The organism is Hydrotalea sandarakina, from assembly GCF_003254115.1.
GTDB classification, from domain to species: domain Bacteria; phylum Bacteroidota; class Bacteroidia; order Chitinophagales; family Chitinophagaceae; genus Hydrotalea; species Hydrotalea sandarakina.
Genome location: NZ_QKZV01000002.1, coordinates 266,971 through 281,351 on the forward strand (window position 1 = coordinate 266,971; position 14,381 = coordinate 281,351).

At 39.2% G+C, this 14,381-nt stretch carries 15 protein-coding genes; 8 read left to right on the forward strand and 7 right to left on the reverse strand.

The features are described 5' to 3' along the window. The first annotated feature begins 3 nt into the window (after window positions 1–3). On the forward strand, window positions 4–663 hold the full coding sequence (locus LX80_RS04100) for a lipoprotein signal peptidase (protein WP_211307695.1): 660 nt from the start codon (window positions 4–6) through the stop codon (window positions 661–663). 165 nt (window positions 664–828) lie between these two features. Here the strand turns inward: LX80_RS04100 and LX80_RS04105 are convergent, their stop codons facing one another. The 4 genes from LX80_RS04105 to LX80_RS04120 all read right to left on the reverse strand — a co-directional run bounded on the left by LX80_RS04105 (window position 829) and on the right by LX80_RS04120 (window position 4,369). After that, on the reverse strand, window positions 829–1,338 hold the full coding sequence (locus LX80_RS04105; RefSeq protein ID WP_146250368.1) for a hypothetical protein: 510 nt from the start codon (window positions 1,336–1,338) through the stop codon (window positions 829–831). Between the two features lie 88 nt (window positions 1,339–1,426). Further along, on the reverse strand, window positions 1,427–2,419 hold the full coding sequence (locus LX80_RS04110; RefSeq protein WP_111293781.1) for a hypothetical protein: 993 nt from the start codon (window positions 2,417–2,419) through the stop codon (window positions 1,427–1,429). Window positions 2,420–2,619: 200 nt separating this feature from the next. Then, window positions 2,620–3,720, reverse strand: a complete 1,101-nt coding sequence (locus LX80_RS04115) for a PA0069 family radical SAM protein (RefSeq protein ID WP_111293996.1) — start codon at window positions 3,718–3,720, stop codon at window positions 2,620–2,622. A 148-nt stretch (window positions 3,721–3,868) separates the two neighbouring features. Continuing rightward, window positions 3,869–4,369 carry a LexA family protein gene (locus tag LX80_RS04120; RefSeq protein ID WP_111293782.1) on the reverse strand — a complete coding sequence of 167 codons (501 nt, stop codon included), beginning with the start codon at window positions 4,367–4,369 and terminating at the stop codon, window positions 3,869–3,871. Between the two features lie 74 nt (window positions 4,370–4,443). Between LX80_RS04120 and LX80_RS04125 the strand changes: the two genes are divergently transcribed. The 6 genes from LX80_RS04125 (at window position 4,444) to LX80_RS04150 (ending at window position 9,972) form a co-directional block, all read left to right on the forward strand. Further along, complete coding sequence (locus tag LX80_RS04125; RefSeq protein WP_146250369.1) at window positions 4,444–5,022, forward strand: hypothetical protein; 579 nt, start codon at window positions 4,444–4,446, stop codon at window positions 5,020–5,022. A gap of 121 nt (window positions 5,023–5,143) precedes the next feature. After that, entirely contained in the window at window positions 5,144–6,499 is a 1,356-nt protein-coding gene (locus LX80_RS04130; RefSeq protein WP_111293784.1) for a Y-family DNA polymerase, read from the forward strand. Between the two features lie 257 nt (window positions 6,500–6,756). Further along, window positions 6,757–8,667 (forward strand): T6SS effector amidase Tae4 family protein, encoded by a 1,911-nt coding sequence (locus tag LX80_RS04135; RefSeq protein WP_111293785.1) that lies wholly within the window; start codon window positions 6,757–6,759, stop codon window positions 8,665–8,667. Between the two features lie 7 nt (window positions 8,668–8,674). Next, window positions 8,675–9,109 (forward strand): hypothetical protein, encoded by a 435-nt coding sequence (locus tag LX80_RS04140; RefSeq protein WP_146250370.1) that lies wholly within the window; start codon window positions 8,675–8,677, stop codon window positions 9,107–9,109. Between the two features lie 5 nt (window positions 9,110–9,114). Continuing rightward, window positions 9,115–9,618, forward strand: a complete 504-nt coding sequence (locus tag LX80_RS04145) for a hypothetical protein (RefSeq protein ID WP_111293787.1) — start codon at window positions 9,115–9,117, stop codon at window positions 9,616–9,618. A gap of 3 nt (window positions 9,619–9,621) precedes the next feature. Then, window positions 9,622–9,972, forward strand: a complete 351-nt coding sequence (locus LX80_RS04150; protein ID WP_146250371.1) for a hypothetical protein — start codon at window positions 9,622–9,624, stop codon at window positions 9,970–9,972. Between the two features lie 235 nt (window positions 9,973–10,207). Here the strand turns inward: LX80_RS04150 and fumC are convergent, their stop codons facing one another. After that, window positions 10,208–11,602, reverse strand: coding sequence for a class II fumarate hydratase (gene fumC, locus LX80_RS04155; RefSeq protein ID WP_111293789.1), 1,395 nt, complete (start codon window positions 11,600–11,602; stop codon window positions 10,208–10,210). Between the two features lie 144 nt (window positions 11,603–11,746). On the opposite strand from fumC, the gene LX80_RS04160 reads away from it, so the two are divergent. Continuing rightward, window positions 11,747–13,144: an alpha-L-fucosidase gene (locus LX80_RS04160; protein ID WP_245897963.1), complete on the forward strand. Its 1,398-nt coding sequence runs from the start codon at window positions 11,747–11,749 to the stop codon at window positions 13,142–13,144. A gap of 5 nt (window positions 13,145–13,149) precedes the next feature. Here the strand turns inward: LX80_RS04160 and LX80_RS04165 are convergent, their stop codons facing one another. Both LX80_RS04165 and LX80_RS04170 read right to left on the reverse strand, forming a co-directional pair. Further along, window positions 13,150–13,926, reverse strand: a complete 777-nt coding sequence (locus tag LX80_RS04165) for an enoyl-CoA hydratase/isomerase family protein (protein ID WP_111293791.1) — start codon at window positions 13,924–13,926, stop codon at window positions 13,150–13,152. Between the two features lie 3 nt (window positions 13,927–13,929). Next, the gene (locus tag LX80_RS04170) at window positions 13,930–14,349 is read right to left on the reverse strand and encodes a cobalamin B12-binding domain-containing protein (protein ID WP_111293792.1); all 420 of its coding nucleotides are present in this window, start codon (window positions 14,347–14,349) and stop codon (window positions 13,930–13,932) included. Window positions 14,350–14,381: the final 32 nt, after the last annotated feature.

Consider the following 14,381-nt stretch of genomic DNA (forward strand, 5'->3'; position numbering starts at 1 on the left):
TCAGTGAAAGCGAAACACGTTATTATTCTGATAGCTGCTATTATACTGGCCGATCAGGCACTAAAGTTTTATATAAAGCTGCACTATTACGCCGGGGAAGAACACAATGTAATTGGCAATTGGTTTCGGCTACATTTTGTTGAAAATGAAGGAATGGCTTGGGGTTGGAAGTTTGGGGGTGGTTTCGGAAAAATTATTTTAACCTTATTTAGATTGGTAGCCGTTATTTGGGGTACGTTTTTATTGCGCGATTTTATCAGAAAAAAATACCACACCGGTTTTATTATTTGTGCATCACTAATTTATGCAGGTGCATTGGGTAATTTAATTGATAGTATGTTTTATGGGTTAATATTTGAGAATAGTGATGTGTTTGCTCAAAATGTAGCTAAACTGGTACCCTTTGGCAGTGGCTATGCCAACTTTTTACATGGCAGGGTGGTTGATATGCTTTATTTCCCGATTATCGATACTTATTATCCTAAATGGTTTCCGGTATGGGGTGGTGAACGTTTTGAATTTTTTGAGCCCGTATTCAATATTGCTGATGCTTCTATTTCAGTAGGCGTAATTGTCTTACTGTTATTTCAAAATAAATTTTTCGGGAAAAAACATGCAGAAGCCGAAAAAGAAACTGCTGCAAAGGAGGCTAAAGTTTCTTAATTGTTGGGCTTTTCAAATATGGCATAGATTGTAGCAATTCCTAACATTCATTATGGGAACAGGATTATTCTATTGATTAATACACAATTATTATTGTGGGTTTACCAATAAAGTATAGCAGTGAACACGCAAATTACCTACAATAAAGGTGCAGTTGATATCCTTTTAAAAAACTGCTTTGTAAGTCATAATGAGGTTTACTTTTTGTACACCGCCGTTAATAGTAACCGGATTTAGTCCACCCTGTTCATCCAATCCGGAAGCATAAAGTTTTCCATTTTCAACAATGGCTAAGGAATATTGCCCATCGGGTAAATTAATTTCGTAAAAGCCATTAGCATCTGCTGTAATTTCTGCCACCGCCGGTACATTGAAGCTTTCGTAAAAACTAGCGGTATTGGGTACCAATGTTGCATTTTGCTGTAACGTATAAGGGTAAACTTTTATTGTACGCTGCACAGGGCAATGCTTACAGGTATTGGTGGCCGGCGGTACCATGGGCATGCAATTGCCTTCCATTAATGATACAGTACCCCATACCCCTTTTGTAATAGTTACCTTTTGTGCATTTTGGGCGTAGGTATTTAGTATGTCACAACCGGAAGTAACGGTATTGCTTTTATGACAAGCATAACTTGCAAAACTCAATAACATCCATATTAATACATGTTTCACGGAACAGATTTACATGTTTATTTTAGGCATATGCCATACTACAATTGTAGCTGCCATTCTTTACAATGTTGAATTAATGTCCGGTTTATTAATTAACATGCCATTGTGTAAGGGTAGAGTTATAAGGCATTACTGTGGTACTACCCGGTACTTCAATAGCAATTAAACCAATTCCCTCTGCATAATAGAAATACGATGTTTGAGCCGTAGCATAATTAATAGCGGGAGGTACCAAAGCCTGAATATCGAGTTGAACTTTAATAACGTTGGTGAAATTGTTGCCATTATAACTAGCCGTAAGGCCACTGCCCAAAAGGGTAAAATGGTATTTTACTTTTACATTTTGATTGGATACCACTACTGAAACAATGGGAGAATCCCAACTAGTACCTGCCGGTACACCGGCTTTTAAAAAGGCATATTCCACAGGTTTTACCGACGGGTCTGGATAAAGACTGCCATAGGTATAATAGGTGTTACCACTTCTTCTGTATAACGAAGTATCGCCTAATCTATCTATAAATACTGCATAGGTTTGTCCCGTGTTGGCAACATTTGCGAGTACCGATAAAGCACGGGTAGTAATAGTGTCATTTAACTGACTATCGTTGTAAGTCCAATAACTGCCTGCAGTAGTGGGAAAATAATTGCCAATTACTGCTGTGTTGTATGGTATGGTAAACTGGCATGCCGAGCTGCCGAAAGTAATAACAAAGTTGGCATCAACCGGTAAAATAGGTTTGCCATAGCCTTTTAATTTAATGTTTTGGGTGCCGGTTGATAAAACAATGGAAGAATCGGCAAACCAAAAACCGTTTGCCGTATCAGTATAAATGTAATATTTGCCCGGGGAAATGATATTAACAGTTACTACAATATAATTACTGTCATTTAATACACTATCAACTGTATAATTACCATTCACAAATACATTTTGGCAATTTCCGGTACTGTCTTGTAAAGTGCCAATGGCAACACCGCTATAGCCCTTTCCGGTTTCGTAACTATATTCTTTACTACATGCCTGAAAAAGAAATACAATGGTTAATGCAACAATGCCATATTTAAAAATTGCCTTCATGCGGTAAAATTAATGGTAAATGTTAATGTAATGATAGTGTTTGTAATAATAACGCTGTTTATGTGACGAAATTTTTTATTGGATGTTAAAAAAAATTATCAAGTATTTTGATTACATGTATTTACGCATAAAAAATAATGCCAAAATTTATAATGCACAGTTTCATTAATAACTGTTTTTTTAGTGCTACTTGTTTTTTATTAAAAAAGTGTACCCTGTGTACCCGGCCGCATAAATTGCTGCGTATTTAATTGCCAATGTTCGGCATTTAGTTGGTATTTGCGATTATAGGTTTTAAATTGTTGTTGTACCAATGCCGCAATGGGGCCTTCGCCGCGCATTCTAACCCCCCAGCGGCTATCGTTTACCTGCCCGCCATGGGCTTGTTCAATTAAATGCCACACTTTATTAGCCCTGTCGGGAAAATTTTTAAACAGCCAGTCTTTAAACAAACTGCCAATGGCGCCATTTAGCCGAATAAAGGTATAGGCTGAAAAGCGTGCGCCTGCAGCGGCAGCTTTTTCCATAATGGGTTGCATTTCGTGTTCGTTTAAGCCGGGAATCATAGGGCCTAACATTACTCCGGTGCGTACCCCCATTTTGCTTAAAGTTTCAATAATGCGTAAGCGTTGGGTAGCGGTGGTAGTGCGCGGTTCCATTACACTGCGCAGGGGTTCGTTTAGTGAGGTAATGCTTACCAATACGCTTACCAGGTTTTTGGCCGCCATGGCTTGCAGTATATCTGCATCGCGTAATACGGCTGCATTTTTAGTAATAATGCCCACCGGCTGATTAAAACTTTGGCACACCTGTAATAATTGCCGGGTAAGTTTAAACTTTCGTTCGGCAGGTTGGTAGCAGTCGGTATTGCCGCTTAATACAATAGGTTGGCATTGCCAGCTTGGTTTCATTAAAAAATGGCGCAGCAATTCCGGTGCATTTTGTTTTACCAATATTTTACTTTCAAAATCGGTGCCGGCGCTATAGCCCCAATATTCGTGTACATTCCGGGCATAGCAGTAAATGCAGCCATGTTCGCAGCCTTGGTATGGGTTCATGCTGTATAGCATGCCTACATCGGGGCTATCTACTTTGTTTACAATGCTTGTTGCTTTGGTAAAAATATATTGTGTAGGACAGTTGGTGTTTTCCCAATCATCTATGGCTTCAATATGCCATTTTTCGGTATGGTTTTGTAAAAAATGATTGGGGGTGTTTATTTGTGCCCCTCTGCCTTTCAGGTATTGCAGTGCTGCTTCTTTTTGGGCAGGTAAGGGTTGTTGATTGGGATTGCTGTTCATGGTGTTGGTGGTTGTGTACAATAAATGTGTAATACTTTTTTTACACAAATGCCTGTTCGTTAGTAGCAGTAAATGCTGCCCCGTATTGTTGCAGTACAAGTGTGCGACGCAAGCGGTGCCGCATAGCACTACAAAAGCCGGTGACACACTAATAATGAATGCCTTTTTTGTTGTTGCTATTGGGTTTGTTAATCGTTCCGCCCGATAATAATCCCTTTTCTAAAATATGAATAACGCAGGTAACTACACCCCATATGTACTGCTCGCTAAATTCGGTAATTTCAATAGGGGCATAACGGCTGTTTTCGGCCAATAGGGTAGCGCGATTAAAATGCGTTTGCAACCGCCGCACCAATAGCTCACCGTTAATAGCCGCCACAATAATTTTGCCCGATGCTATGGGTACACTTCTGTCAACAATTAACACGTCGCCGCTATGAATGCCGGCCTCCGTCATGGCATCACCGTTCATACGGAAGAAGAAGGTAGCCGGCTTGTTCATAATCAGTTGTTCATTCAGGTCAATACCCCGTTCCATATAATCGTCGGCGGCAGCACCAAAACCATTGGCATTGGCGGTGGGAATGTGGTGTTGGGTAAAATCTTTACTGCCACGGTAGGCAGGCGTGTAGGCAATATTATCTATCATAAAAAAATATTTTGCTGTTTACTAAATTATTTAGCAATTTTATGCTAAATTTGTTGACAATCAAAAAAATGTTTATGCACACAGTATCATTAACAGCAACGGGGGCAGACAAGCTTCAACAAACAGCCTATTCATACAGTTTAGTGGTAGCCTTGCCCCATTTTGTACAGCAAATGCTGCGGCAACAACAGGCATTTTTTACGGCACAATATGGGTATGTGTGTGGTGCGCCTAGGTTGTGCATAGCCCATTTTACTGCCCACGAAGCCATGGAAGATACTTTGTTGCGTTACTTGCAACGCATTGCCGGTATGCAACATGCATTATCGGTAACATTAAACAATTACAGCAGTGTACCCGAACATACCATATATGTACGTGTGCAACAACCTGTTTGTTTTCAGCAATGGATACAGGCATTACAACCCATTGATAATTATATTAGTGACAATGGTTTTCCGCATTTACAAACAATGCAACGTGCCCATATACCCCTTGCTGCAGCATTGCCGCCTAATGTGTACCGAAAAGCTGTTAGCCACTATGCACAGCAGGTGTTTTATGCTTCTTTTATGGCAACGGAATGGGTATTGTTAAAATGTAAAAATAATTACAGCAATGAGGTACCGTTATGTAAATTTCATTTGTTGTAAGGTGTAATACCGGCTGTAGTACCTTGTAGCATCGCCGGTTGCGTCGCAATCACTTCATCGTTCCGGACAATGGGCATCAGTTATTCGTTTATTCAAATATTTCGTTTGTTTTTAGTGTGGTATGAATACACAACAAGTTAATACGGCACTGCCTGCAACAACGGCTGCCAATGCCGATAAAAATAAGGATATATGGTATGCTATTGTTGATTGTAATAGTTTTTATTGTAGTTGTGAGCGTTTGTTTAGACCCGATTTATGGAACCGGCCGGTAGTGGTGCTTAGCAATAACGACGGTTGTATTATTAGCCGAACCGATGAGGCTAAGCGATTGGGGATTGAAATGGCCGGTCCTTATTTTAAAGCCAAACCGTTTATTGAACAATATGGCGTAACTACGTTTTCCTCTAACTACAATTTATATGGCGACATGAGCAAGCGAGTAATGGATACTTTGCGCTTTTTGGTGGGCGAACAAAACACGGAAGTGTATTCGGTTGATGAGGCTTTTTTAGCCTTGTCGGGTTGGAAGGTTGCCGACTATAAAGCATTGGCTTTGCACATACGCAAAACGGTAGAGCGGTGGACGGGTATTTCAGTATCGGTGGGCATTGCCCCTACTAAAGTGCTGAGTAAAATGGCCAACCATATAGCTAAAAAAAATAAACAAGCCACGCAATGCGTATATGTGTTAGATACGCCTGAAGTAATACAGCAGGCATTAGCACGAACACCGGTAGGCGATATTTGGGGCATTGGCCGCCGTTATGCCGAAAAGTTGAACAACTTTGGTATTTATGATGCACTGCAGTTAAGTCTTATGCCCGAAAATTGGGTACGCAAACAGTTGGGCGGGGTTGTGGGTGCCCGATTGTTAAAAGAGCTAAATGGCGAACCGGCTATTGGGCTGGGCGATGAATTGGTTACCAAAAAAATGATTGCCACTACCCGCATGTTTGGTGTACCCGTTACGGAATTGCAGCAGGTAAAAGAGGCGGTAGCAACTTATATAGCCCGTGCTGCCGAAAAGTTGCGTAGGCAAAAAAGTGTAGCATCGGTTATTACGGTATTTATGGTATATAAAGCCGAGCAGTTACCGGGTGGGCATTTCAGGCATGGTCCTTCGGTAAGTGCTTCAGTAATATTGCCTAATGCCACTGCTAATACCAATGAGCTGATAAAGCCGGCTTTGCAATTAGCCGAGCAGCTGTATGCACCCGGCAAAATATACAAGAAAGCAGGGGTGCTGTTAAGTGGTATTATACCTGCTGAAGCGCCGCCCGGCAATTTATTTGTGCCGCCATCCGGTAATGCCAACGGTAAATTAATGGAAGTAATGGATAATATTAATGGAAGCATGCGGAATGATGTATTGCATTTTGCGGCCGGTGGAACCGGCCGCAACTGGAAAATGCGTCAGGAACTGCGCAGCCCCCGTTATACCGCCCGTTGGAAGGAATTACCCTTGGTGCAGTAGGACTGCAATTATTCAACGGGGTGCCAACTAACCTTTGCTGAATGGGGGTTGATTGCTAGTTGCTTTGACCCTGCTTCGAGACTGCTTCGAGTCAACAGCGTTGCGCAACGCTGTTGATAGGTAGATGTATGGGAAAAGGGTGGAAGTTGTTAGGGAAGCCGTAAAAAATGGCGAAATAATTAATTAAAAAAAGGTAAAAATAAATTTGAATTTAATATATTTTTAATTATTTTTATCATCACTAAAATCAATTTACTATGAAAAAATTATCATCATTTATCACCCCCCCCCCCCGCAGTATACGCGAAACAAATGCGGTAAAAATTATTTGCTTTTATATTCTTTTTAGTATGGTTGGTTTTTTGTTTGGTTGCCGCAAATACGACAGTTTGCCCAATATTAAAAGCCCCAATTATGCGCAATTACAACAACAGTTTTTTAATACCAACACAACAAATGATACTGTCATAAAAAAATTGGCTGCCGATATTAGAAGGCAGGACAGTATGTTTCATTTTTTACCTGATTTTATAACCAAAAATGGGATACCGAGATGGGACAAAGTAATATACAGCAGCAATCATTCTAACTCAGGTAATCAATTATCTACTTATGGGGTTAATGCAGCAGGCAGCCTCACAAAACATAGCCAAAGTAGTACAAATGAAGGCAGTCAGGGTATATTTTTTATACCATTGCAAGCGCAAAATGCTAATACCATACAGTCGTACATAGTGGCTTATAAACACAATGATAATTTATATACTTACCGGTTGTATAATCGGGATTCATTAAATGCAATTCAACCTAAAACGGTAGAGGCTAAAAATAACTTATTAAATACGCAGGCAATGTTTGGGTATTTTGAAAAGGAAATTAATAATCAGAAGGTATTAGAAGTTAAAACGCCGATAGAGGGAAAAATAAGGGATGTGGCCGTTGTATTTAATGCGTCAAAGCAAACCAACACCAAAAGCACACAATCATCAAAAGGAACAATGGTGGCTGGTGGTTGTGAAATGAGCATAGAAGTTACGATTTCATATTCATTCGAAGTTACCCTTGATGGGAATACTGTATACTTTACAGAAAGTTACTCTGTAACTTTAACTATTATCATTGATTGTACAGGTGGTGGAAGTTGTAGTTGTGCAACACCCAGAGATAACATTATAGATGGTGTTGGTGGCAACGGGAATACGAATGGTAATTGGTGGGATTATGGCACCGGTTATCCTTATTTTCCCTGGAATCCTAGCGGTATCAGTGGAGGAAGTGGTCCTTATGAACCCGATTGGAGTTGGTGGTGGACGGGCTTTGGCGGTGGAGGGGGCGGAGCCACACCTCTACAAAATTTCGTGACAACGTTGTCACCGTCTCAAACATACTTTTGGAACGACCCAAATAATTTCTTCATAGTTAGTACGCTTACTAATCGCCTTAACCAATCCAACTATTCGCTTGAAGAGCAAGATTTTGTTAGATGGGCAATAGATTACTTAAGCAATAACCCTAGTGTAAATTTCCAAGACTTTTACAATCAGTTTTTATCACCTGACGAGGGCCTTGACGAATCTTCTGATTTATCTTTTTGGGATGTTCCGAATAATACGTTCCCGCCACAAAACCTCCCGGCATGGAGTTCTTTTGAATCAGCCTATCCAAAACGATCTGATCCTCTATATGACTCTCCCGCAAAATTATATGCTTCAATAGGCGGCGCTGTGCTAACAAAAGTTGGCCCTAATAGTACGGCAAACACTTGCGCTGCAAGAGTTTCCAAAGCTTTAAATTATTCTGGTGTCAATATCCCACATATACCAAATCAAACATATCAAGGTAGTGATGGAAAGTATTATTTTTTAGGCGCAGAGAATCTAAATCGATGGATGCGAAAAACTTTTGGGTGTGCAAATCCAAATACTGCTATTGGCGAATACTACAACGCAAATAGCGTTCATTACAACGCAAGTCAGGCAGGTACAAAAGGCGCAAACCTTCCATCTCTGCTAACAGGTATCAAAGGTATTTATTCAATGGTTTCCAGTAATTATAATTGGGCTACCGGGCACGCCGATATTCTTTTCCCAAATGCAACATGCGATCCTAATGGCGGCTGCCATTTTGATGGCCCAATTCGTTACATAGATGTTTGGAAACTACAATAAAATGTATATGAAAACAATTATTTCGATTGCATTGTGGGCTTTCACAGCTTTATCGTGCAGCCATACTTTGGAGTCACAAGGCGGTAATCCGAATAAAAACACAATTACTTTACACGAGGGTAAAGGGTACACTAATTTCAAAAATGAAGTTTTTATTAATTGTCTAAAAAAATTGTACCCAGAAAAATTTAGCTTAATGCTTGATTCCTTAGACGCATCTCAGAGTGCTAATATTGATCAATTAAACTATGATCCTCAATTACAACAATTAGTAGATAGCCTAGCAGAATCCTTTACAAAAAGAAACGAGGCAAATTGGTCTATTGAAAATAGGAAAGTCACCCTAAATGTTTGCTTAAGTTATAGAAACAGTAAAGAATTAGACCAGATTGCAGTTTCCTTCTTTCGAAGACAGAATAAAAATAAAACTTCAAGAGATTAGAACTTATGAGTGTTTTACTATTAACGCAAAGCACTGCCTACAACATTGCATTGCTAAAATGCCGGCTGACGAACAATCAGTCGGCATTTGTAATTCTTTTCATCTACAGTAAGCCCGTTATTGTTGGAGTAGACAATAGACCTGGAACTCCAAGTTCAAAAAATGCAGATGGCAAAACTGACCACTTTATTACTATAGATGGCACTGGTCAGGATAGTCAGGGAAAGTATTTAACATTTTATGACAATGCAACTAATTTAACAAGTAAAGGATGCAGTAGTAATAACAAATTGTATTATAACGAAAATACAGGTATTATTACCGGCTTTTCAGCTGCAAATGGTGATGATGTACTAACTAAACTTACAAATGGAGAATTAAGATATTTAAAACCTGTTCTTTCTCCATCACAAGACCCGAATTTTTGGGGAGCTAACGGAGTAAACAATCCATTAACTGCAACACATGGAATTACAAACTCGACTCAACTTACACCGACAAATCAATAATTAATGAAACATATATTTTTTATCGTATTGCTATTTTCTAGCCTCTTGATTTATTGCAACAAGAAAGATTTTAAAATCATTATTGAAAATAAGAGCGATGAAACAATAAATTCTTTGATTCTAAACGTTCAAGATAAAACATTTAAAGTTGATAAAATAGAAGCAAGTAAACACTCGATAATTATCATTCCATTCAGCAGTATAAATATTAATGCCCATGATTTCAGAATTGAATCTAGATTTAATTTAAGTGATGGAAAATTAAATAAAGGCTTTTATTACTCAGATTTATCAGGCACTCCAAATCCAAAATATGTAATTGCAGTATATGATACTAATACTGTAATAAAATAAAAAAGGACAGAGTAATAAAATTGAAGATAAATTCTCTTTCCAAAAACATTTGTAAATGTATAAATTAAGTTGAATATTTTTAATATATCTGTGGGTTTAACTTTTTATTCTCATCATACGCATTAATTTTTTTAACTGCCAATAATTTCTTTGATAAATTAGTGTTAACATAACACAACGGGTGTGAATAATGCCATGCCCGTTGTGTTATTTGTCAGAAACTTTTTCTTCAATATTACAAACCTACCATGTTGGCCGGTACCACCCATTCGTCAAATTGTTCAGGTGTTACATACCCTAATTTAACTGCCATTTCTTTTAATGTAGTACCTTCTTTATGGGCTTTTTGCGCAATTTCAGCGGCTTTATAATAACCAATTTTGGTATTTAAAGCTGTTACCAACATAAGTGAATTGTCAACATGCTTCTTAATATTAGCTTCAATGGGTTCAATGCCTACTGCACATTTTTCATTAAAGCTTACACAGCCTTCGCCAATTAAACGGGCACTGTGTAAAAAGTTATAAATCATCATAGGCTTAAATACATTCAACTCAAAATGGCCGGTAGCACCACCAACGTTAATGGCTACATCATTACCCAATACCTGAGCGGCTATCATGGTTAATGCTTCACATTGTGTAGGGTTTACTTTACCGGGCATAATAGAAGAACCGGGTTCATTATCCGGAATATGTATTTCGCCAATGCCACTCCGTGGGCCTGATGATAACATGCGAATATCGTTGGCAATCTTCATTAAACTCACAGCTACTGTTTTAAGTGCACCATGTGCTTCAACAATAGCATCGTGTGCAGCTAAAGCTTCAAATTTATTGGCTGCAGTAACAAAAGGTAATCCGGTTAATTCAGCAATTTTTTTGGCCACCAATACATCATATCCTTTCGGCGTATTAATACCGGTACCAACAGCAGTGCCTCCCAGCGCTAATTCACTTAAATGGGCTAAACTGTTTTGTATAGCTTTTAAGCCATGGTTTAATTGGGCAACATAACCGCTAAATTCCTGGCCTAAGGTTAATGGGGTAGCATCCATAAAGTGGGTACGACCAATTTTTACCACATGCATAAATGCTTTGCTTTTTTCGGCCAAGGTATCTCGTAGTTGCGTAATACCGGGAATAGTTGTTTCTATTAACATTTTATAAGCTGCAATATGCATGGCCGTTGGAAAAGTGTCGTTTGAGGATTGTGATTTATTCACATCATCATTGGGGTGTAAAAACTTTTCTTTATCGGTTAATTTTCCGCCTTTTAATACGTGAGCACGATAGGCAATTACTTCATTTACATTCATATTGCTTTGTGTGCCGCTTCCGGTTTGCCAAACTACCAAAGGGAATTGGTCGTCTAATTGGCCGGCTAAAATTTCATCACATACAGTTGTAATGGCTTTGCATTTTTCTTCGGGTAAAACTCCCAATTCAAAATTGGCTAAGGCTGCCGCTTTTTTTAAATACGCAAATGCCTGAATAATGGGTTTGGGCATTTGATTAATATCTCTGGCAATTTTAAAATTCTCTACACTTCTCTCTGTTTGTGCGCCCCAATAAACATGTGCCGGAACTTTTACCTCGCCCATGGTATCTTTTTCAATTCTGTATTCCATATGGTTTATTTTTAATGTAAAAAGATTTTTTGCCTATGTGGCCGCAAAGTTATGACTAAGTTTTGTTTGCCATTAAAATTGTGGTTTTTGTTTCGTTAAGAAAAGAATGACTAATATTGAGCACATAATACCAATTATCTGCCCATGTTGTATAGAATTACTTTAGGCATATGCTTTTTATGGATGGTAATGATGGGAAAGGCACAAACCGATGCTAACGGATTAGCCGTATTGCCCAAGCCCACACAAGCCCAATTGGCCTGGCAAAATCAGCATTTGTATTTATTTGTGCATTTTGGCCCGAATACTTTTACCGATAAAGAGTGGGGATTAGGTAATGAACCCGAAAATGTTTTTAATCCCTCTGCTTTGAACTGTGAACAATGGGCACGAATTGCAAAAGCGGCCGGTGCAAAAGGATTGATTATAACTGCTAAACACCATGATGGTTTTTGTTTATGGCCCAGTAAATACAGTACTCATACGGTAGCTCAAAGCAAATGGCTAAACGGCAAAGGCGATGTGTTGAAAGCTTGTGAAGTAGCCTGTAAAAAATATGGTTTGTCATTTGGTGTGTATTTATCGCCTTGGGATAGGAATCATCCGCAATATGGCACACCTGGCTATAATGCTGTATTTGTGAATATGTTGAAAGAAATTTTTACCAACTATGGGCCTATTACCGAACTGTGGTGGGATGGTGCCAATGGCGAAGGCCCAAATGGCAAAAAGCAGATTTATGATTGGCCTTTGTTTATACAAACCGTTCGAAAGCTATCGCCCCAAACACTTATTTTCAGTGATGTTGGCCCTGATATACGTTGGGTGGGTAATGAAAAAGGGATAGCCGGTACAACCAACTGGAATACGTTAGATACTGCTACATTTTCCCCCGGCATTGGTGCACCACCAGCCGATACTTTGCAAACGGGCAATTATAATGGTTGTTGTTATATCCCTGCTGAATGCGATGTAAGTATTAGGCCCGGATGGTTTTACCATAGCAACGAGGATAGTTTGGTAAAAACACCCTTGCAGTTGTGGAATATTTACACTAAAAGTGTAGGGCGTGGTGCCAATTTATTATTAAATGTTCCACCTAACCGTAAAGGCCTTTTTAATAGTGAAGATTCATTGGCGTTAATGCAATTTAAGCAATTACGTGAAGAGGCTTTTGCCAAAAATTTATTGCAACGGGGCGCAATGGTTACAACCAACCATACCAACCGAAAAGATGTGAAAAGAAGATATCCGGCCTATCACTACATTTTTAAAGAATCGGTATCAATGAATTGTGTGGTGCTGGAAGAAGACCTAACGAAGGGGCAGGCCATTAGCAGCGTAAATATTAGCATTAGTATTAATGGTGAAGTGCAGCAAACAATACCCATTACAACTGTTGGGCATCAACGCATGGTGTTTTTCCCAACTTGTAAAGCAACAGAGTTATCTGTTGTAGTGAGTGGTGCAAAAAATTTGCCTTATTTAAAACAAATTGCTGCTTACCAACTTCCCGAAAAATTATTACAAGCTGTGTTATAGTGGGTTTACTTACCGCTAAACACAGCTTTTCTTTTTTCAATAAATGCTTGAGTCCCTTCTTGCATATCATCAGTAGCAAAGCAAAAGCCAAAAGCGTCTATCTCTACTGCATAGCCATCGCGGGCTTCATCATAACCGGCATTTAATGCACTAATACAAGCGCCAATAGCCAAAGGTGCTTTGCTGTTAATATTGGCTAAGATTTTATAGGTTTCGGCTAATAGTTGTTCGGGTTCAAATACATGATTTACTAAGCCATATTGTAAAGCAGTAGCAGCATCAATCATGTTGGCACTAATTAATAATTCCATAGCACGGCCTTTGCCAATTAATTGTGCCAAGCGTTGTGTACCACCATAGCCGGGTATTAAGCCCAAGTTTACTTCGGGTTGTCCAAATTTAGCATTGTTGGCTGCCACCCTAAAATGGCAACTCATAGCCAGTTCGCAACCACCACCTAACGCAAACCCATTGACGGCAGCTATAATTGGTTTAGGACAGTTTTCAATTCTAAAAAAAGTATCTTGTCCGGCTTTGGCCAGTTCTTTTCCTTGCTCAACGGTAAGGCCTTTGAATTCAGTTATATCAGCGCCTGCAACAAAAGCTTTATTGCCTGCTCCGGTAATTACAGCCGAAAGAATTTCTTCATTTGTATATACTTCATCTAAAGCTTTGTTTAAATCTTCAAACACTGCTTTGTTTAATGCGTTCAGCTTGTCAGGTCTGTTAATGGTAATGGTAAATATGTTGTTCTTTAATTCAGTTAAAATAGTGCTATACATAGTTTAAAATTTTCTGTGTTCTAATGTCCATTGTTGAATATAATCAGCAATTTCAGTAACCGGTGTGCCCGGTGTAAATAATTTGCCAACCCCCATTTGCTGCAATGTTTCAATATCTTCTTCCGGAATAATGCCGCCACCGGTTAATAAAACGTCGTCCATTTGTTTTTCTTTCATTAAAGCAAGTATATGTGGAAACACAGTCATGTGTGCACCACTTAAAATGCTGATACCAATGGCATCCACATCTTCTTGCAATGCGGCATTTACCACCATTTCGGGTGTTTGGCGCAACCCGGTATAAATCACTTCCATTCCGGCATCGCGCAGGGCGGTAGCAATTATTTTGGCTCCTCTGTCGTGCCCATCTAAACCTACTTTGGCAATTAACACCCTAATGGGCCTGTTTAATGCATTGGTCATACTGCCTTATTGGTGCCGACAAAAGTAAGTAA